Here is a 20,946-nt window from a genome sequence, read left to right as displayed (position 1 = left end):
ACGGGCTTTTTTTTATCTGGAATACAACTTGAAAGCAGCATTTTTTTCCTATACAGTGTGGTGTAGAGTATGAAGGGTATGGGGGAGTATAAGCTTGAAGAATAAAGTAATGAAAGATAGATCGGCCTGTGATGATCGTACATACGAGGATGAAAGTGGTAACCGTGTTGAACGCGTGCGTCTGTATGATCAGCATTCGATCAAAGGCATGGACTGGCCCGATACAGAGGACGGAAGATATGCAAGAGCCTATTTGGAACCCATTATGCTGGACGGTACCCAAAGTTATATGGCGAACGTGGAGGCCACATTGTTGCTCGCCCGGATCGATGATCTCGTTCTTCCGCTAACGGTGAATGAGGCGGAGTACGACAATGCCTATGTATGCTCACCGTATACGCATTATGTAAGTTACGCCAAACAGGAATTGACCATGTTGCAAAAGCCAGTGTTGGAGAAAGGGCTTTCTGTGCTGCTCAGTCTATTGGGTTGGGGAATGAAGCAATCACAGATCAACAAGGTCGTGCATGTGAACAACTGGCTGTTCTCCACGAACCTGTATCCTTCCATGTCCGGCGAACAGGCTGTCCGTATGCTTGCAGTGATACAAGAGCGATACCCTGAGCACACCGTCGTCTTTCGCTCCTTGTGCCCGGGGCTTCACCCCGACCTGACGGAGAAGCTAAGGGAAGCGGGGTGCAGACTGATCCCGAGTCGGCAAATCTACCTGTACCGTGCGTATGATCCGAATTTTGGCAATGCGAAGTCGCGCTGGCTGTTGAAGCGGGATAATCAATTGCTCACCAAGCACGGGTATGATTTCGTTTCCGGAGCGGATATGACGGATGCGGATATTCCGCGGATCGTGGAGCTATACAAGCTTCTATACCTTGAAAAATACTCCTATGACAATCCGCAATTCACCGAGCGTTTCATTGCCACTGCGATGGCATCTGGAACGCTCATACTGCACGGACTGCGGAAGGAGGGGCGTCTGGACGCGGTCATGGGTTATTTCTGCCGGAATGGAATCATGACAACACCGCTGTTCGGTTACGATACGGCGCTCCCCCAGTCCGTCGGTCTATACCGCATGTTGTCCGCATGCCTGATCGGACAGGCACGCGAGAATGGCCATCTGTTACACGAGAGCGCCGGGGCGGAGCAGTTCAAGCGCAATCGCGGTGCTGTGGCTGACTTTGAGTACTCCGCTGTGTATGAGCGTCATCTTCCGTGGGGCAGACGCTGGTGCTGGCTGTTACTTGACCGCTTATTGAATCGCGTAGGTGTGCCGCTGATGCGCCGCATGAAACTATAAACAGACTAGTAGTGTGTTTACGTAGCCCTAGGTTGTGCATGCAGGGTTGATTGCACGTAAAACTGGTCATCGTGATACATACACTCATTTTACACTCGCCTAATTAAGCATGCTCTGCAAGCTGCACCTCGAAGCCGTCAGGATCGGTAATATAAATGAATCGCAGGTGAGGATTGGGCTGGATGGGTCCGCGCAAAATCGGAATATTCAGTTCAGCCAGTCGCTCCATGGCTTCCTCCAGCGAGCTCACCTCATAGCCGATTGACACGCCGGCCTCTGGTTTAAGAACGGATTCGCTGCCTTCAATCAGTTCCAGCTTTGTTTCATTTTCCATGCCCAGCATGGCAATCTGCCGTCCACGGCTTTCGAATCTGCGCTGGATTGGAAGTCCGAGCATGTCGTGGTAGAACCCGAGCGAAGCTTCCAAATTACTGACCCTCAGCGTGATCCAGTTTAATTTGATCAACATGGGTGAATCTCTCCTTTTGTATCCTATTTCTGAGCATTATGTTCATTATACGATAAGCGGGAACAGGGACATACTGCTTATCAGAAAACAACAAAATAGCTGCCGAGATTATTCGGCAGCCAAATGGTTTAATCTTCGGTAGTTCCGGTAGTTCTAACGTATTATTGGATCAGATCAACAGCCATTTGTGGAACAAAGGCTTCTACACCGTTATAAACAATGACACCATCCAAGGCTGTCTTCTTGCCGTTCACCAGTGCAATATTTTTGTAGATTTGCAGTTCCAGCTTGGTGCTGCCTTTTGTAACGAGGATCTTCGGATTTTTGGCATCCGTCAGGTCCAGCTTGTACGTAGCACCTTTGGCTGTAAATGCTTGTTTGGCAGGTACAAACAACTGTTTGTTCACACTGTCCAAATCGAGATCCAGCACGCGAGCCATATATTTAGCGACATCCGTGTTGTCAATCACACCGAATGGACGGTCATTGTTCGGAGCATACGTGTACAACACAACATCTCCACCTGTATGACCACCAGTTGTCCAGCCGATCCCTGCACGTTTGCTGATCATTGGGCCGATTGCATAGTTAAGGCTGCCTGGTTCGGCTGCTTTAATGGTGGCAATCTCTTCGGAAGTCAGATCGGTAATGCCATAGTATTGTTTCATCACTGCTTTGATGTTCGTGCGCTTGGCATTCAGTTTCGCTTCCACGCCTTCACCTGTCAGCTTGGCCTTTTTCAAAGGTCCGATAAATGTGGACAAGGGCTCTTTGTCGTATGTGCCACTTGTTGCATTGTTACCAATGGTGAGTCCACCATTACCATGATCAGTTACAGCCACAACCGCAGTCTCTCCGTCGGCTTTGGCGAAATCCATGGCTGCTTTTACGGCATCATCAAAGGCCAGCACGTCACTGATAATACCAATCGGGTCATTGGCATGAGCTGCCCAGTCCACTTTACTACCTTCTACCATCAGGAAGAAGCCGTCTTCATCTTTGGACAGAACTTCGATGGCTTTGGATGTCATCTCGGCAAGGCTTGGCTGCTTCGCAGGGTCACGGTCCATATTGTAAGCCATGCTCGTGGGAGCGAACATGCCCCAGAGTTTATTTGAGTCGGATGCTTTCATTGCAGCAGGTGTAGTTACGTAATCGTAACCCAGTGCCTTAATGGAGGAAACCAGATTCTCCCCGTCTTTACGCCCCGCTGGCTCAAGGTACTTGCTACCCCCACCCAATACAACATCCATGCCATTGTAGACTTGCTGTTTGCTGAGCGCATCGTAATTTTTGCGATCCGGGTAGTGAGCAGAGAAGTCTGCTGGCGTAGCGTGCATAATTTCGGATGTTGAGATAATTCCAGTTGCTTTGCCTGCCAGTTTGGATGCTTCCAGTACGGAAGCAACAGGTTTTCTTGCATCTCCAGGGGCAATCGCCTTCTGCCCAGGCATCGTAGCCTTGTCCGGCAGTACACCGACAAATCCGGTATGGGATTTATATCCTGTAGCAAAAGCTGTTCCGGCAGGGGCCGAGTCCGCAATCGGCGCATCTGCAGAGTGTGTGCGAACCATACCACTTGCCATGGAGTCCAGCGTCAGGGAAGAGCCTTTATACCAACGAGCCAGAGCAGTCGCATCGTTAGCCATGCCGTCAGGAATAAGGATAATGACATTTTTAATCGGTGATGCAGATGTAGTAGAGGTGGTACCTTCCACAGCCCACGCTGCACTGCTTCCTCCGAGCGTGGCCGTGACAATGGTCGTCACCGCTAGCATCATTTTGGCTGCACGAGTATTGAACCGGTTTAACATGAATGCATCCTCCTAGAATATATGTATCGTTTTTTTGTTATCCAAAACCCAGTGTATACAACAAATGCTAACTGAATATATGAAATGGATTAACTAAGTGTAAAATTTACAATTATAGAAGGAATATTGGCGGAGCTTGTTTTGAGAAAGAGATACTATATCAGTAATAATATATTGCGAACGCTTACATTCTGTGCTAACATCACGATAACAACAGGATTGTAACCGTATTTAGGGCAATACCTGTGTCAGTTCATTCGTTGACTCTTTAGTTATTAAACGATTGATTGCGTATACATGATCATATGGAATGAGCCTCATTCCTCAGGGTTGTTACTGATTGCAGGCAAAACCTGAATTGAGGGCAGTAGACCACGCTAAAGCGATGTCTGTTTGCCTTCGGTTCAGGTTTTTTTATATATAAAAATGCCTGATGGCATGACCGTAAGCGCCGTAGCAGAAAGGAGCGCAGCAGACCATTTTTCCTAAATAGAGATATAGACTCATCCAGACATTGGAATACTGATTCTAGATACGCATATCAAATGAACATTTCCAATGAAATTATCCCATCACACACTATTCGACAGCGAGGAGATTTATGACATGAAAACCATTAAACGTTCGATTGCCGTCGCAACAATTCTGGGGTTATGTGTATCCGCTCTACCAGCTTATGCAGCAGGGAACACAACAACCTCTTCTTCAGCAGCGATGGACAAGCTGATTCAATCCGAACTTATTCGTGGCAGTGGTCAAGGCGTTAATGCGGCTTATCTGAACAAAAAGTCTACACGCATTCAGGCCGCAGTACTTTACTTGCGTCTGTCCGGATTGGAGAAAGAAGCGCTCGCCTACCAGGGGAATGAAACGTATGACGATGCGGCTCAGGCAGGCAAAGTATTGCAACCTGTCGTTGGGTACTTGAAGCAGCATCCGTATGTGGCTGAGATCGTGACAGGAACGGAGAAGTTTGAACCTAACGCACCACTGACAGCGGAAGGTTATGCCCGAATGCTGCTGAAGGTGCTCGGATATGAAGCGGGTACAGATTATCCGCAAGGAGAGGCTTCCACTTATGCGGCTGGTAAAGGAATCAAGGCGCTTCAAGGAAAGGGAGCAAGTCAACTTACCAATCGCCTGATGGCAGAGGCAACAGCACAAGCTTTGCAGACGCAGCTCAAGAACGGCGGTGGAACCTTGGAACAGAGCTGGTTGAAACATAAAGAAGCTGGGACGTTCCAACCTCAAACGGTGCAACAGACCAAGTATGGCGCCATTGATGGCAAAACCTATGAGCAATATGGCACGCTTGGCTGGCTCGGTGTTCCTTATGCAGCACCTCCGGTAGGTGAACTGCGCTGGAAAGCCCCGCAAGAACCGGAAGCGTGGACAGGAACCAGATCGGCTAAGGAATTTGCAGCGAACAGCTTGCAGATCTCAGGCAAGACTACAGCCGGAAGCGAAGATTCGCTGTACCTTAATATCTGGCGTCCTGACACAACCAGTTCGAAACTTCCGGCTATGGTGTTCCTGCACGGCGGTGGGAATATGACCGGATCAGGCAAAGATTTTCAGGGTGAACAGCTTGCACGAAGCACGAACAGTATCATCATTTCCGTGAACTACCGACTGGGAGCACTTGGATTCTTCGAGAACGCTGCGCTGAAAACAGGCAATGCCCTGGATGACTCAGGTAACTATGGTCTCCTTGATGCATTCCGTGCACTAGAGTGGGTACAGGATAATATCGAAGGGTTTGGCGGAGATACAGGCAATGTTACATTAGCCGGACAATCTGCTGGTGCACGTGATGTGCTGGCAACCCTGATCTCACCACTTAGCAAAGGACTGTATCAAAAAGCAGTTGCTTTCAGCGGAGGATTGACGACAGCATCACCGGAAGAAGGCGAGCAAAAATCCGAGGATGTACTCGTGAAACTGCTCGTGCAAGAGGGGAAAGCGGCTACCGCAGAAGAAGCAAAAGCGTGGATTGGCAAGCAATCTCCGGCACAGCTGGAGAGCTACCTGCGTGCACTGCCTGCGGACAAGTTGGTCACAGCGTTTGGTGCTACCGCAATCCGTATGGACCCGTTCCCGCATCTGTTCCGTGATGGCACCGTGATTCCAAAAGAAGGCTTTGACGCCATCAATGACGGCAACTACACGAAAGTACCTGTATTGCTGGGCAGCCTGGAAACGGAATTCTCTGGCTTTGCCTTCGGTGATCCGAACTTCTCTCCATCCATCACGGATGAAACCCTGTTTACCGATAAAACCAAGGCGGAACAATATGCTGCTGCGTTGAAATACGGTAGCGAAGCTTATGCAGGCTTTAATGCAGAGCGTGTAGCGGAGCAATTGACGAGTGAAGCAGGTCAACCGCCGGTATATGCTTATCGTTTTGCATGGGGTACGCAACCTGGGGTCATCTCTGAGCGGCTGCTCACCTTACTGGGCGCACCGCATGGTGCGGATATGGACTTCTATACAGGACACGCAGACGGAATTGCTGCCTATTTCCCTGAGGGGTACTTTACCGATACGAACAAACCAGGACGTGATCAGTTGTCCGCCGCGATGGCAGCATACCTGAAGCAGTTCCTGTACACAGGCAATCCAGGTACAGGTGGTTCCCCTGATTTGGCGGCATGGACACCTTGGACGAAAGATGCCCAAGCACCAATTATGCGTCTGGATGCGAGCAATACAACGGCAGAGATTGGCATGTCCACACAATATAATCAAGACAAAGAAGCTGTTATGGCAAAGATGAAAAAAGAATTGCCTGAAGAAACATACAAACTGTTGACGGAAAAAGTATTTGCAGGTCGTTTCTTCTGGGAATAAGGATCACCGGATAGGAAGGTATATAGAGATAAAATGAAAGCCAAGGGAGCACGCTCTCTTGGCTTTTTAGGCTGTTCGTTATGCTTAAATATGGTATTGTTGTAAATATAAATTAATAAGATATGGGAAAGGGGAAAACGTACATTATGGATGGAGCTAGTAATTTTGGTATTGCTGGGATTATAACTCTATTGATTTTCTTTATTATGATGGGCCTCGTATTATATCTGATCTTCTATCTTGTGATGAAGAGGTCTGGTGTCAAAGAGGAAGTATCCGCATTAAGGATGGAAGTACGAGTATTACAAGAGGAAGTAGATAGGAACAGACGTGAATTGGAAAATATGAAGCATCGATAACCTTTACACCACTATACGTGGAATAGCGTGTACGACAGGATGAGAGGATAGGGGCTTTTCGCCCCTCCCAACTCAATACAAAGTGACAGTGTTCATTTCAGTCTTTGTCTGTCATGGATACTCGATCTATTTCTTGGAGAAAAAACTAAGCGTTCCTGTGCTTTCATCTGCACTCACAAACAGGCTGCGTCCGTTAACACGATGAATTCCCTCTGGTGATTCTCCGGCTGTAGGAATCAGACCCAGATAGTCCGGATTGACCGGATCAGCAAGATCGAAGAACAGAATGGCATCTGCACGTTCAGAAGCTACGGCTGCATACGTAGTGTCGTCTAAAGTAGAAACAGTTAGATTCTCCACTTCACTTCCCTTGTTGGGACTGCGATCATCCGGATACAAGCCGACCATAGCGGTTGCCTCGTCAATGAGGTTCTGGCTATCGTACATCCGCTGGCCTTGCAGATCCCAGACAGCAATATTGCGTCCGCCCGCTTTTACACCATCCTCAAATTCATTCTTGCCCAAGTCCCCTTCATTGGCTGTCAGCAGGTACTTACCATCTGCAGAGAAAGCAATTCCATCCGGTTCATAACGAGCGGTCAATGTCTCTTTAAACTGAACGATACCGTCATCTTTGAGATCTGCTTGATGTGAGGTGGTTCCAAGAGCGAAGATTGAGCTGATCTTTTTCGTCTCCAGATCTACAACGGCAACGACATTGTTTTCCTGTAGCGTGATGGCTGCTGTTTTGCTATCTGGGCTAATGGCAACATACTCCGGTTGCGGATCATGCGGATAGATGGCACCTTCTACATTGTCCAGAGATACCGGCAAGTTGGTGATTTCACCCTCCAATACGTTCCCGCCAGCAAAAGATACAACCATAATGCTACCCGGACGTTTGGTGTTGGCATAATCAATTTCATCGGTAGCTGTATTCAGTTCTTCATCCTCTATGGCGATCACCGCATGCAGACCGTCGGGTGACAGTGCAATCGAGTCAGGACCAATACCGAGTTCATATGTTTTTACCGTTTTGTAGGTTGTCAGATCCACAATGGCAAGCAACCCCTTGCTTGCTTCACTGTCTGTATCACCAGTACGAATAACAGCAAGACCGTATTTGCCATCTTTGGACACGGTTACGCTCGTAACTTCAGCTTTGGCGGAGAGGTCAAGGAAGCTTACCGTCTTCAATACGTTGATATTTTTCAAGTCAGCAATGTCCAGCACGGAAATGCTGCCATTGTCTGCTTCGGTTACAAGCAGGCGCTGTCCATCTGGGGTGGAGGCTGATATTTCAGCTTTACCACCAGGCATCTGATAGGATGCTGTCCGTTCAAAACCGGTTTTATTTTGGTTGAGGATCAATTGATCTGTAATTAATTTTAGCGTTTGGGAAGATACATAGGTTGTCCCGTTGGTAATATAGCTTTTACTGTCCAATGGAGTTTTTACACCGTTGATGGTGGCTGAGGACGTTCCTACAGGAAGTTGAACTTTAGTATCTGCGATCTGGATATCGACACTGCGACTGCTTCCGTTCCATGTGACCGTACCCTGCATATTTTGGATGGCTGTACGCAGTACGACATGATCGTTGGTGGTTTTAGTTGCATCAGCAGCATGAATCATTGATGTGTAGCTGGTTGCTCCTGCAGTAAGAATGGCAGTCATCGACAGAACGGCGAGCCATTGATTTCTCTTTTTCAATGTTCCAGATCCCCTTTATGGTTTCGTGTGTGATGGCATGTACAACTGCTTCAGTATAAGAAAGAAACGTTAAGCAATGGTAAAAAAGCATGTTGAATTGTGTAAAAGGTTAGACGGGAACCTTCATACATATAGGACTGGTCGAAAAAGAGAAATTGCGGTAGAATTAATTGAGAATCATTATCAATTAATTCAGGCTTTCTTTACTGATAGTCTGATCAGTTATAGCGAGGTGACTACCATGCGTACTGATGATGCATTAGGCATCATGTATCAGCATTATTTAACCCGGGACCCCTACAGTCAGCAAGATGAACATACATACCTGATCTCCGCTAAGGCGGGCAGTGGAAGTATAAAGAGACTGACCACATACAGTGGCATCGAGATTCTATGTTCTCATGTAGAGTATTATCAGCCATGCCCGACGTACTTTGCGTCCGAGACGCCCGTAGTGGAGTTACAATTTGCCTTGGCGGGTCAACGGCATGTCGATATCTCTGGACAAGAGTATTCGTTATCCATTGGGCAAGGTGCCCTCATTTTCATGCATGATTTCGAAGCGTGGTTCCATCCTCCTGCCAGGGAACCGTATACTTCTTTTTCACTGGGAATTCCGGTGAATCTGTTCAATTATGCAGCAGCACAACTGGGCAGTTTCAAGTCCATTGATTTTAAACAGGTGTTGGGACGAAAAGTGTTCAAGCCGATTGTATTTCAACTGGATAACCGAATACGAACGATGATTGACAGTCTGATTGCGGAATTAAACAACAGTTACCGATCATCCTTAATGATGGAAGCGACAGCCTTGGAGATCTTGAATCGATTTATGATCCAACTGTTTGATCTGGCGCCAATCCCCGCGGGATTCTCCAGAGAGGACATCCGGAAGTTACATACGGCACGGGAGATTATGGAGGCTTGCATGGTAGATCCTCCATCCTTGCTAGCCTTGTCCAGACAAGTGGGTCTTAACGATTTTAAATTAAAAAAAGGATTCAAGGCGCTTTTCGGAAGCACGGTCTTCGAATATTTGCGTCAGGTTCGTCTCGATAACGCCATGAAGCTGCTGCGCAATCAGGATAATAACGTGACCGAGGCCGCCATAGCGGTCGGTTACAGTAATGTCAGTGCCTTTTCGCAGCAATTTTATCGCAAATTCGGCGTGAAGCCCTCTGAGATGAAAAAGATTTATTAAATAAATCCGGCTTGCCGTGAATTGTTCCGTATAGAGGCAGTGGGGATTCTCTCAGCCTTGTATACTCCAGGTACAGTGGATACTGTACTGAAATATAGAGGAGTGTATGAGCATGAACAGAATCAGAGGAAGTATTTTTTTTAGCGTATTTGCAGCCATGTTGGGTCTGATGCTGATTGCACCCATTATGCCACCGCTTATTCGGGAGTTAGGCATGAAAGAAAGCCATTCCGGTCTTATTATTTCGCTGGGTTCCATTATGATGGCTGTAATGGCTCCGGTATGGGGCAGATTCAGTGATTTGAAGGGCAGAAAACCCATCATATTGATTGGATTCATAGGTATGGCTGTTAGCTGTGCGTTATTTGCTATGGCATTGTATGGGGGATTGAATGCATGGATCGGAGGAGGCGTATTGCTTACCCTTCTGATTGTGACGCGCAGTCTGATCAGCATGTTCATTCCGGCCGTGCTCTCTTCTGCCCAGGCCTATATGGGTGATGTGACAGAGGGGGAGGAACGGGGAAGCGGGATGGCGATTATCAGCGCTGCGAATGGACTCGGCCTTGTATTTGGGCCTGCTATCGCAGGAGCATTTACTATCATCGGTCTGCTGTGGCCGCTTTATTTTGGCATTTTTATAGCGATCGCTGCATTTATTATCGCCTTGTTGTTAATTCCAGCAGCCAAACCGGTCATTCAGGCAAAGCCGCCTAAAGTCAACCCTCTCCAACGTGGGTTACGAATGTACCTTGCAGCGGGCTTGGTTACGATGATTGGCATCATGACATTGCAGGTTGTCGGGGGATTTTATTTTCAGGATCAACTGGCCCTCTCCCCGGCGGCGACGGCCCGCATGGTTTCGTTTGGACTCATGTTCTCTGGAGCAGCCATGTTGATCATGCAGGTCATTCAGATGAAGTGGTTGAAATGGCAGCCGCGTCCAATGATTTTGCTCGGGTCCCTTTTTCTGATCGCAAGCATGATCCTGTTTCTGGTCTTCAATGTGTTGTACATGTATTATCTCTCATTCTTCCTGTTCGGCTTGGGTTCGGGTCTGATGATGCCGGGGTTCATGGCAGGTGCTTCGCTCGCGGTCAGCAAAGAACAGCAGGGAGGTGCAGCGGGGATGGTAGCAGCAATTCAGGGGATATCCGCCGTCATTACTCCGTTACTTACAACGACACTCTATCAGGTGGACAAACATATTCCATTTATGTTAGTAGCCGTTCTTGTTGTTATAATGGCAATCTTGATGCTGGGAATGCGGAAAAATGAATCCAATACTGTAGCGGACGCCATTCATTCGTTATAGTCAGACTAGGTCAGAAGGTCAAAAAAGGTCAAAATGGAAGAAAAAAGGATCTATTTTAAAATAGTGAACTAGGGTGGAAGTAAATCGTTTTATTTCGACTTTTACGGACTTTGAGCCTGATCTGCGCTGGTATTATAATAATCCATGTAAGCAACAACAATAAACCAACCACACAAAAGGAGCTGATTTTCATGTTTGATCTGATTCCGTTTCGTAAACGAAATGAAGACCCATTCGGACACATGTTGAAATCCTTCAATGACATGGTTGAGACCTCATTCCTCTCCCCTTTTGGAACTCGCTCCCAGCCATTTCGGACCGACATTCGAGAGGAAGAAGACAAATATTCGGTAGAAGCCGAGCTGCCGGGCATCGCCAAAGAGAACATAGACATTCAGGTTCAAGGTAATGAATTAATTATTCGTGCCAAACGCAATGATATGGTGGAGCAGAAGGATGACTCCAATCGAATCATTCGGCAGGAACGCCGATCCGGTGAATTTATCCGACGTTTCTATGTTGATCATATTGATGAGGAGCATATTAAGGCCAGATTGGAAGATGGTGTGCTGAAACTCGAGATTCCGAAACGTCCTGGTAATGATCAATCTCGCAGACGCATTCAGATTGACTAATATACAGAGAAAAGAATAGTTTCCTAATATGGTGAAAAGCATGCAGGAGACATCCGTAAGGATGTGTTCTGCATGCTTTATTTTTCACTGAGTTGGACGCGATATAATTGAATATCTATTTTGCTGAGTCCGTGTTATTTCTCTGCTGCTGCCTGCATTAGTGCATATATCTTACGTGTGGTATTCACGTTTCTTACGGTCATATAAGTATAGACTTTGGACCCTACAAGCTTGTTCATGCCACTTCTACCTGCGTCCTCTCTGCTGACTGAATATAAAATGGCTCCTGGAACATAGATCAGTCTACCGATTTCCGGTTTGATGGGCAGTTTGTCCAGCACAGAAGGATCATTGATTTCATCCCAGAGAAACAGTACATCACTTTTGGCCGTGTCATCATTAGCCCATTCCGCTGGCAACGCCTGTATAACGGATTGGATTTCATCCATATTCCGCACCATCACCTTGATCTGTAAGCCGAAATCGGCCGCGATGGCCTGTTCTAACACATGGGATATCTCCACATTAGCGTTGGCACGTTCCTGATGATCGGCAAAAATAATATTGCCAGAGTTGATATATGTAACGACATCCAGCATGCCTGCTTGTTCAAACGTTTCTTTCAGCTGCTTCATATTCATTTTATTGTTTCCGCCTACATTAATGCCCCGTAGCAAGGCCACATATATCATAGGGATGCCCCTCCAATTCCTTTAATTCAACGGTTAACAAAAGGACAGATACTCGAACCTTTATTGCAGTATACTCTTCTCCCAATAGATCCTGCAATAAAGGTTCAACTTGCTCCAGATACTCGGGCTTGGTTTCATAGGTTTCTTCATCTTTCACTTCCCCGGCTCCTCATAAGGTTCATTCATGCCAATCCAGCGGAAACCTAGTTGCTGACGAAGCAGATGTTCAGGTGCGACAAAGGAGATTAGTGCGGCATCACCGATCTCGACGGCGGCATTTTTCATTTTAAGTGTACCTTCTGCATTGGCATCCACCATTTCATAGTGACTGTAGAGGTACTGCAGTTCCGGTGAAAGAGGTATTCGCGCGTCTACTTCCGGCTGATGATGATGTTCGCGGGGACGCAGATCATGATTTTTGAAAAGTCCATAAGCTTCATTATATAAATCCTGCTGTTCTATAAAACGGCTTAAGGCCGCATCCAGTTGTTGCATGGTGTCTGATTCCTCCTGGTAACATTCTTTTACAAGTATTGCTGATTCATTTGGTAGCTAACTATAAGCATTATACTATATCAAAGATGAATTCAAAAAAATGTTGAATACGTTTACATTCTTGCGTGAACATGGTATACTTTCATTCAAATAGGATTGTTACTGCTTCGGGCAGGCAAAACCTGAGTATCATTATGCGTGGACTTGGTCCCATTCATAGTGATGTTCGGGTTTTTTTGCATTGATCCCAAAACCAACATCACGCTGTACAGAAGAAAGGGGAACATTATGAACAAAAGAAAATGGTTAAATAGTCTTGCTGCGGGTTGCCTCAGTATGATTCTGGTGATTAGTGGATGCGCATCCCAAGCGCCACAAACCGCGAGTGACACACCGAATCAGACGACAGAACAGGCAGAAAATGAAACTCAGGAACCTGCAAACAATCAAGCGGCCAAAGGCAGAACGGTGATTACAACCGACGGTGAAGTGGATGATATGAACTCGGTCATTCGTTTCCTCTTGTATTCGAATGAGATGGACCTCGCCGGAATTGTACTGACCAGTTCGGTGTATCATTATGCTGGAGACGAGGAAGCGGGGATCAAACCGTTCCGCTGGACAGGCACACAGTGGGTATACGACATGATCGATGCCTATGGCGAGATCTATCCAAACTTGTCCAAACATGCGGATGGATACCCAGAGCCAGAACAGCTTCGAGCGATGACCAAGATCGGTAATATTTCCGATAAAGGGGAGATGGAGAAGGAAACCGAAGGTTCGGAGTTCCTCGAAACTCTTTTCCTCGATGATGACTCCCGTGATCTGATTGTTCAGACATGGGGTGGCACCAATACGACAGCCAGAGCGCTGAAATCGATTGAGGAACAGTACAAGGACACGGCTGAGTGGGATGCGATTCGCAAAAAAGTGAGTGACAAACTGGTCCTGTATATCATTCTGGATCAGGATGACAGCTACAACGAATACATTGCGAAGAATTGGCCGGATATCCGCATTCTTAATGACCAATCGAACTTCTGGCATTTTGCCTATGCATGGAAGATGCATGCCGAAGAAGTGAACAGCAAGCTTCATGGTGACTGGATGATCAAGAACATTCTGGACGGACATGGCAAGCTGATGGATATGTATGCATCGATGGGTGACGGCAAAATGATCGAGGGCGAACTGGCCGAAGAACAACGTGGAAGTGCTGAATATCTCAAGAACAATCCGCAATATGACAAATACGATTTTATATCTGAGGGTGATTCTCCTTCCTTCTTTTATCTGATCGATAATGGGCTGCGCAGTATGGAAGACCCTTCCTACGGCGGTTGGGGTGGACGCTTTGGCGTCGTGAACGACAAGCTGTTTAGAAATAATGTGCTTGATTACGATCCCTATACCAAACGGTATGAAGCCGAGTACTCTTTGATGAGATGGTTTGACGATGTCCAGGATGATTTTGCAGCGCGTGCAGACTGGGCAGTTGCAGACACTTACGAAGGTGCCAACCATAATCCGTCATTAACGATTAAGGAAGGGTTGGATTTGAGTGTTAGTCCTGGGGAGGAAGTTACTCTTCATGCGGAGGGCACAGACCCGGATGGAGATCAACTGACGTATACGTGGTGGAGATATTTCGAAGCTGACACGTACGAGGATTCCAAAGTAGAACCGAACAAAGTTCAGCCGGAAATGGCGGGTGACTTGTTGCTTGGCTTGCATCGTGAACTTGCCAAGGATGAGCAGGTGGATACGATTAAATTGCAAGGCAGTGATACCGAAGCGGTGACATTCACCATACCTGATGATGCCAAATCGGGCGATACCATTCATATCGTTGCTGAAGTACAGGATGATGGAGAGCATCAGTTGAAGCATTATCAACGTGTGATCTTAACCGTGAAATAAGGAATAGAGGGGCTGTCCCAAAAGTCATTAACATGGCTGCGGGACGCCCCTCTTATTTGTATAGTCTCATCGTAATCGATCCGTTAACGCTGGATGCCTGACCAGAAGACATTCCAGGTAATCGCTAAAGCCTGCTCATAGGATTGCCGTGTCTCATACACGAGCTGCACATCCAGTCCATCCATCACGGTAACAAATGCTACGGTAGCTTCTTCCGGGCTCAGGCGTATATCGGGATGTCTGGTAAATACGGCTGCCAGCTCTTCCTTCAGTGTCCCGAGGTACGTTCGATACTGCGCGAGCACAAAATCATGCACCTCCAGCGGTGTGATAAAGGACAGGATATACATAAAAGCGACGTTCGGGTGAGTCAGGAAACGATTTTTGTGTTCATGTAAAAAGGCATATAGCTGCTGATCCAGCGTTTGGGCAGCAGACGTATTGAAAAATTGGCGTACAAACTGCTGTTCCTCCTGCACAACTTCCTCATATAACTCCAGCAATAGCGCTTTTTTGGATGAATAATGATAAGCCAAAGATTGCTTGCGAATGCCGGCCTCTTCGGCAATCTGCGCCATCTTGGTTCCCTCGTAACCCAGGCGATTAAAATGTTGAATGGCAATTTCCTTGATTCGTTTTTTACTCAATGTCTACCTCCAATTGGTGAGCTGTATGCCTCTGCTGTTTTTGGGAGTATACCAAATATAACAAGATATATACCACAAAAATGCCTATAGAGATAGCATACACCACCGTATAGGAAAATGCAGAAGCCACAACGCCCAGGATCAACGAACCACCGCCAATCCCAAGGTCAAAGAAATTAAAAAAGGAAGCCATCGCATTTTCATGCTCATGTTCTTCCACAAGATTCACACACCAGGTCTGAATCGCCGGGAATATGGCACCAAAGCCAAAGCCGTATAACGCGCCGGCGATCAGGAATTGCACATCACTCTGCGCGATAATCAGAACCAGCAGTCCTGCAATTGCAAACAAGGCAGAAGGCAATAACACGGAGCCTGGCCCCAATCGATCAAACATTTTTCCCGAGAACAGTCGGACGGCGAAGCTGGCGATGGCGACGATGAAGAAAAACCAGGCTATATTCTCAAACCCTCTTTCGGCGGCGAATAAAGCTACGAAAGACATGATCGAACCAGCTGCAACACCAACGAGCATAATCAACAGGGAAGGGAAAAGTACTTTCTTCTCGATGAGTTTCACAGAAGGGACATGGGTTTGCGCGGACTCGCTACGTACTCCGGTTTTCGGCTTTCTGGATACAAATACTGTCATCAGGAGAGCTAACAGCAAAATGCACGTGCCTCCCATAAACAGGCTCTGATAGTCGTAACTAAACAAAAGACTGGTGCCGATCAACGGACCAATGGATATGGCGACGGTTTCCCCTACACCGAAGTACCCCATGCCTTCTCCCCGGCGATCCTTGGGTATGTTTTCTGTGGCAATCGTCGCAAAATATGTCGTTGCCAAACCAAATCCGAATCCATGGATCACTCGGAATACGAGAATCATCCATATACCTGACGATAGGTAGTATGCACCTGTCATTAATGCACAGATGGTGATACCGATAATCAACAGATATTTTTTATCTATTCGAGCTGCCAAAACAGATGTGAAGGGTCGAATTAAAATGGCAGAAAACATAAATATGCCAGTAACAAGTCCAATCTGGGATGCTCCTCCACCCAGACTTGAGACGAACAAGGGCAAGGTGGGAAGCAACATTTCAAAGGCCATAAACAATAATGCGTTGGCTAACATGATAAAAATGAATGATCTTCCCCAGAGTTGCTGAGGTGTTGGACTGTGTGTTGAAGTAATCATGGTTTTCCTCCGTAAGTGTAATCTCTGTCGCGCGACATGTTGAACTGAGTTTACCTGACGATGGTCAGATTGTAAAGTATTTATTATCTCGAAAAGTCGAGTAGAGACATTTGGTCAAACGAGGAACGCTGCAGGGGAACAGATAAAATTGATTTACGAATATAATTGTGAATGAATTTTATTTTCAATCCTGGAGCGTGCGGATGGTTAGGTGTAAACTACACAGCCTCTTTGTTCGAGGGCGGTTAAGCAGGATGTATGTGTCAAATTCCTATTCCATCTCAGATCAAGCTTCTCCAAATGGTCCAAATTCATAATGGAATCGGGGATTTCTGATATATCGTTATCTCTCAGGTCCAGTTCAATGAGTCTGCTGAGCTCACCGATTTCCTGTGGCAGATAGGTGACTTTGTTTTTTCTTAGACTAAGCTTTCTCAGTTTCTTTAGTTTGCCCATGGAGCGTGGAAGTTCTGTTATCTTATTGTCGTTGCAGTCCAATATTCGAAGCTCCGTGAGGTTACCCATATGCTCGGGCAGGCCAGTCAGTTGATTCCCATAAACATGGATTTCTCTCAAACGGCTTAGCATGGTAAGGGATTCAGGAAGAGAACTCAGTTTGTTACCATATAACCGCAGTTCAATCAGGCTCTCCAGATTGCCGATGTTGGCCGGAAGCTCCTGCAGCTGATTATCCGTTACGTTCAAGTATTTAAGCAGTCGGAGGTTACATAGTTCCTCGGGAAGGCTTGCAAACCGATTGTTGCTCAGATAGAGAAAAGAGTCCAGTGATCTTAATTGACCAATCTCATTGGGCAAGTGTTCAAGACGATTATGCCCCAGATCCAGCATTTTCAAATGAATGAGCCGACCTATGTACGCTGGTAAAATTTCAATTTCATTCCCGGCATAATTTAATATTTCAAGTTCAGGATGTTCAAGCAGCTGCTTAGGAAGTTTTTTGACCCGGTTGTTATACAGGCTCAATTCGATAAGATGATGTACATTCCATACGTCCTTCGGTGTTTCCGTCAAGTCCATTCCATCCAGATTAACTCTCATGGTATTCTCTCCTCTAACAAGATGATCTATATGCTTATCAAACTATATCAGGACAGGGTACAATATTCTGTATGCCAGCATACGGGAAACGGATGTCTAGAAAGGAAAGAATATGATATGGACCATATGTCGTTTTGGAAAGCTGTTCCTTTATTCAGAGATGTAAACCCTGCTGAAATGCAAGAGATCAGCCTGCTTTTCCGAAAACAGTCTTATTCAAAAGGTAAACGGATTTTTGATGAAGGTGAGGAGAGCCACGGTGCCTATATTGTATTATCTGGAGTAATCAAAGTGTATCGAACGACGAATGGAAGAGAGCATACGATTGATCTGTTGGGCAATGGGGATATTTTTGGGGACATGGAGCTAGTGGACCCGGTCAAGGTTAGATTGCTATCGGTTGTTGCCCTTCGTGAAAGCGTCCTGTACACCATTGACCAGAATCTGTTTAAACAAATGATTGCACAGTATTCAATCGTTAAAGATCGATTGTTACAGCTTCAAATTGATCGGTTGATTTCAGCCAACGAGAAGTTGCATGAAATGAAAACGAATGATGCCAGGACACGATTGATGTTGACCCTGCAAAAGCTGTACTCCAAATTCGGTACGCAAGAAGATGAGGGGGCAATCATTAATTTGAGGCTGACTCATCAGGATTTGGCTGATATGGTCGGAACGCTGCGGGAGACTGTTACGCTTCTGTTAAAGGATTTGCAACATCAGGATGTGGTCAGAATGAAAAATCAAAAAATATATATCAGGAATGTTGAAGTTTTGATGAGCCTCACACGAGGGGGATGAACATACGGAATACTCGTTAATATATTTCGGTGAATCAAAAAAAACGATACGCGCAGTATGGAAAAGCTATTATGCCGTATGGTTTTACCCGAAGGGAGGTGGACATCTGTGTGGACTTGGACAACGATAATGGAGAGTTAAAGGCATATGGCGGCCGGAATTGAGATATATCGAAAGGAGAATGAATATGAACACATGGTCTGCAGAAGAATTATATGATCGTGAGAACCACGCTTGGGAGGAATTAAAGGAGCTGCTGGATGGAGGGCAAAATACATATTCATATGTTCCCGCCGCACGGGAGACTGCAGAAAATACACTCTATCGTCTGCAAATAAGCACCAAATCCTATTTGGGGGCTGTTGCTTATGAGACAGAAGGCATTGTACTGGACCATGGCTGGATCACGCTGCTTGGTGCGGGTGGTGACAGTACATCGGGAAGTCTAACCAGTTGGAATGGTGTGAGTGAGCAACCTTGGGTAGATGTACTGGAAGGCATGATGGTTGTCGCATATGATGCGGCAGGCGGTTTTTTCGGAATGGATACTGGTAAGTATGGCCGAACGGGACAGGTCTATTATTTTGCACCGGATACATTGGAATGGGAATCGACAGAACTGACATATTCAGGTTTCATGAATTGGCTCGCAAATGGGGATCTGGAGAAGTTCTATCAGACCTTTCGCTGGAAAGGCTGGCAGGAAGATATGTCTCAGCTACAGACAGGACAAGTATTTGCCTATTATCCACCACTTTGGACACAGGAAGGCAGCGGTGAGAGCAGTAGTAAAGCCCCAATTAGCGTAATGGAGGCCTGGAAGTTCGCACTGGACGGGAAATAGTCAACATGCTGATTGAGGAACAAAAAAAGGCTCGCGCTTGGCGCAGGCCTTTTGTTCTGAACTTTAAACATTAACTGTCCAATATAACAGGTTCAATGCCTGAGCGTGATGCTCTGCTATGCCAGACGGTCAACCCGAGTGAGACAACGCAGACGAACAACAGACATGCATAGACCACATGATAAGCTTCCTCGACCGAGACTCCCGGAATGCTGTGTAGCAGCAGCCCACACACGGCTACAGACACCGAACCACCGAAGAACTGAATCAGTTGTAGCATGCCCATACCCGAACCTATTTGCGCTTTGGGTAGCACACGTGACGCTTCATTATTCAGTGAAGCCATGGAGGCTGAGAGTGCCGGTGAGAAAAAGAGATAACCACTGGTAATGATCAAGGCGGACTGATCAAGTCCGAGCATGAATAAGGCAAGTACCGCTGCAAGCAAGGTGTGCCCGATGATCATGAATCGCATATTGCCATAACGGTCGATCCAGCGCCCGACGAAACGAGTACAGAATGCTGCAACGATTGCTCCAGGAGCAATCAGCAAACCAATGGCGAGTGAAGAGCGCCCATACAGATCAGCGAGCACAAGCGGCATCAAAAACAGATTGCCCAGATTCACGACGAGCACGCAGAATCCGATAAGGATTAACCGGGTGTATCCCGGCGTTCGGAACACTTGTGGATTCACAAACGGCAGATTCGCTTTACGGATATACAAGAGGTGTGCAATAAGCGAGATAACGCCTATGGCGAACCATAACCAGGATTGCTGGGTGATCGCTACCAGAAGTGTAGTGGCATTAATGACGGTTAATATGGCTCCAATGAAGTCGAACGGCTGATCCGTTTTGACCGTTTCCCGGGGGAGGAAATAGAGTAATACGGGCAGGGCGAGCAGGACAAGTACCGTTATGGCAAAAAGTCCATTCCAGCCCCAGTACTCACTAATGAGTCCGCCGACAATGGGGCCCAGTCCAAAAGCCATCGCACTACCTGATGAGATCAGCGCGATGGCAGCTCCGCGCCGTTCCACCGGGATGTAACGACTCGCAATGACGAGACCCAGACCGGCCATAACTCCTGCACCCGCAGATTGCAGTATGCGTGTCAGCAACAGGATCGGAAAGCTATGCGCGAACAATCCTAGCAACGAAGATAACCCCAGGATCAGGAGTCCAACTGTTAACAGTTTGCGTACCGGAATACGATCTGACAATCGACTGTAGATCACCGTCGACAAAGCGTAACCAATCGAATAGCTTGAGATAACCCAGGACCCCAGATCTGAGGTGATCTGAAGATCATGAATAATGACTGGCAAAGAAACATTGAACATGGTGGTATTCATTACAACGATGAACAGGCAGCATGTCCAGAGTGGCATGACAATTTTATCTTTCACGTAACCATTCCTGTCTTTGGGTATGAATATGAATTCGGATAGAACATCAATGGGAATTTGTATAAAAGCAATATATTATTTTACACCCTATTTCATCATATGGCAATAATGTCATAATATTTCTCGCTGGGATTACTTGTGAATGTGAGACGATAATTCATAGATGAATAAACAAATAGGCGCCCTGACA

The 20,946-nt window shown here is 46.6% G+C and carries 18 protein-coding genes; 8 read left to right on the top strand and 10 right to left on the bottom strand.

The genetic code is table 11. The annotated features are described in order from the left end of the window. Positions 1-94: 94 nt before the first annotated feature. Complete coding sequence (locus M1D71_RS21485) at positions 95-1,318, top strand: GNAT family N-acetyltransferase (RefSeq protein WP_458123583.1); 1,224 nt, start codon at positions 95-97, stop codon at positions 1,316-1,318. 103 nt (positions 1,319-1,421) lie between these two features. Here M1D71_RS21485 and M1D71_RS21480 read toward each other — a convergent pair whose 3' ends face one another. Both M1D71_RS21480 and M1D71_RS21475 read right to left on the bottom strand, forming a co-directional pair. Beyond that, positions 1,422-1,787: a VOC family protein gene (locus M1D71_RS21480; RefSeq protein WP_458123582.1), complete on the bottom strand. Its 366-nt coding sequence runs from the start codon at positions 1,785-1,787 to the stop codon at positions 1,422-1,424. A 161-nt stretch (positions 1,788-1,948) separates the two neighbouring features. Next, positions 1,949-3,568 (bottom strand): alkaline phosphatase, encoded by a 1,620-nt coding sequence (locus M1D71_RS21475; RefSeq protein ID WP_458127320.1) that lies wholly within the window; start codon positions 3,566-3,568, stop codon positions 1,949-1,951. A gap of 639 nt (positions 3,569-4,207) precedes the next feature. On the opposite strand from M1D71_RS21475, the gene M1D71_RS21470 reads away from it, so the two are divergent. Further along, positions 4,208-6,451, top strand: a complete 2,244-nt coding sequence (locus M1D71_RS21470) for a carboxylesterase/lipase family protein (RefSeq protein ID WP_458123581.1) — start codon at positions 4,208-4,210, stop codon at positions 6,449-6,451. A gap of 485 nt (positions 6,452-6,936) precedes the next feature. Here the strand turns inward: M1D71_RS21470 and M1D71_RS21465 are convergent, their stop codons facing one another. Beyond that, entirely contained in the window at positions 6,937-8,523 is a 1,587-nt protein-coding gene (locus M1D71_RS21465) for a choice-of-anchor I domain-containing protein (RefSeq protein ID WP_458123580.1), read from the bottom strand. A 241-nt stretch (positions 8,524-8,764) separates the two neighbouring features. Here M1D71_RS21465 and M1D71_RS21460 point away from each other — a divergent pair, with 241 nt between their 5' ends. The 3 genes from M1D71_RS21460 to M1D71_RS21450 all read left to right on the top strand — a co-directional run bounded on the left by M1D71_RS21460 (position 8,765) and on the right by M1D71_RS21450 (position 11,674). Then, a complete protein-coding gene (locus M1D71_RS21460) occupies positions 8,765-9,724 on the top strand; it encodes a helix-turn-helix transcriptional regulator (protein WP_458123579.1) in 960 nt (319 codons plus the stop codon). A gap of 112 nt (positions 9,725-9,836) precedes the next feature. Continuing rightward, entirely contained in the window at positions 9,837-11,039 is a 1,203-nt protein-coding gene (locus tag M1D71_RS21455; protein ID WP_458123578.1) for an MFS transporter, read from the top strand. Positions 11,040-11,230: 191 nt separating this feature from the next. Beyond that, the gene (locus M1D71_RS21450) at positions 11,231-11,674 is read left to right on the top strand and encodes an Hsp20/alpha crystallin family protein (RefSeq protein ID WP_458123577.1); all 444 of its coding nucleotides are present in this window, start codon (positions 11,231-11,233) and stop codon (positions 11,672-11,674) included. Between the two features lie 134 nt (positions 11,675-11,808). Here M1D71_RS21450 and M1D71_RS21445 read toward each other — a convergent pair whose 3' ends face one another. The 3 genes from M1D71_RS21445 to M1D71_RS21435 are packed head-to-tail and all read right to left on the bottom strand — an operon-like array spanning position 11,809 to position 12,861. Further along, positions 11,809-12,366 (bottom strand): DUF1697 domain-containing protein, encoded by a 558-nt coding sequence (locus M1D71_RS21445; RefSeq protein ID WP_458123576.1) that lies wholly within the window; start codon positions 12,364-12,366, stop codon positions 11,809-11,811. Continuing rightward, complete coding sequence (locus tag M1D71_RS21440; protein ID WP_458123575.1) at positions 12,335-12,523, bottom strand: hypothetical protein; 189 nt, start codon at positions 12,521-12,523, stop codon at positions 12,335-12,337. Before M1D71_RS21440 ends, M1D71_RS21445 begins: the two co-directional genes overlap by 32 nt. Then, entirely contained in the window at positions 12,520-12,861 is a 342-nt protein-coding gene (locus tag M1D71_RS21435) for a hypothetical protein (protein ID WP_458123574.1), read from the bottom strand. The genes M1D71_RS21440 and M1D71_RS21435 overlap by 4 nt, the downstream gene beginning before the upstream one ends. A gap of 288 nt (positions 12,862-13,149) precedes the next feature. Between M1D71_RS21435 and M1D71_RS21430 the strand changes: the two genes are divergently transcribed. Beyond that, on the top strand, positions 13,150-14,784 hold the full coding sequence (locus M1D71_RS21430; protein ID WP_458123573.1) for a nucleoside hydrolase-like domain-containing protein: 1,635 nt from the start codon (positions 13,150-13,152) through the stop codon (positions 14,782-14,784). A gap of 83 nt (positions 14,785-14,867) precedes the next feature. Here M1D71_RS21430 and M1D71_RS21425 read toward each other — a convergent pair whose 3' ends face one another. The 3 genes from M1D71_RS21425 to M1D71_RS21415 form a co-directional block, all read right to left on the bottom strand. After that, positions 14,868-15,431 carry a TetR/AcrR family transcriptional regulator gene (locus M1D71_RS21425; RefSeq protein ID WP_458123572.1) on the bottom strand — a complete coding sequence of 188 codons (564 nt, stop codon included), beginning with the start codon at positions 15,429-15,431 and terminating at the stop codon, positions 14,868-14,870. Further along, complete coding sequence (locus tag M1D71_RS21420) at positions 15,424-16,638, bottom strand: MFS transporter (protein ID WP_458123571.1); 1,215 nt, start codon at positions 16,636-16,638, stop codon at positions 15,424-15,426. Before M1D71_RS21420 ends, M1D71_RS21425 begins: the two co-directional genes overlap by 8 nt. Before the next feature lie 207 nt (positions 16,639-16,845). After that, positions 16,846-17,697: a leucine-rich repeat domain-containing protein gene (locus tag M1D71_RS21415; protein ID WP_458123570.1), complete on the bottom strand. Its 852-nt coding sequence runs from the start codon at positions 17,695-17,697 to the stop codon at positions 16,846-16,848. 117 nt (positions 17,698-17,814) lie between these two features. Between M1D71_RS21415 and M1D71_RS21410 the strand changes: the two genes are divergently transcribed. Then, a complete protein-coding gene (locus M1D71_RS21410) occupies positions 17,815-18,501 on the top strand; it encodes a Crp/Fnr family transcriptional regulator (protein WP_458123569.1) in 687 nt (228 codons plus the stop codon). A 187-nt stretch (positions 18,502-18,688) separates the two neighbouring features. Continuing rightward, positions 18,689-19,345: a DUF2625 family protein gene (locus M1D71_RS21405; protein ID WP_458123568.1), complete on the top strand. Its 657-nt coding sequence runs from the start codon at positions 18,689-18,691 to the stop codon at positions 19,343-19,345. A 70-nt stretch (positions 19,346-19,415) separates the two neighbouring features. Here M1D71_RS21405 and M1D71_RS21400 read toward each other — a convergent pair whose 3' ends face one another. Continuing rightward, positions 19,416-20,756, bottom strand: a complete 1,341-nt coding sequence (locus tag M1D71_RS21400; RefSeq protein ID WP_458123567.1) for an MFS transporter — start codon at positions 20,754-20,756, stop codon at positions 19,416-19,418. Positions 20,757-20,946 lie beyond the last annotated feature (190 nt).

This window comes from Paenibacillus sp. Z3-2 (genome assembly GCF_054161325.1).
The sequence above is the reverse complement of the archived record's forward strand: the minus strand, read 5'-3'. Positions and strand labels throughout refer to the sequence as shown.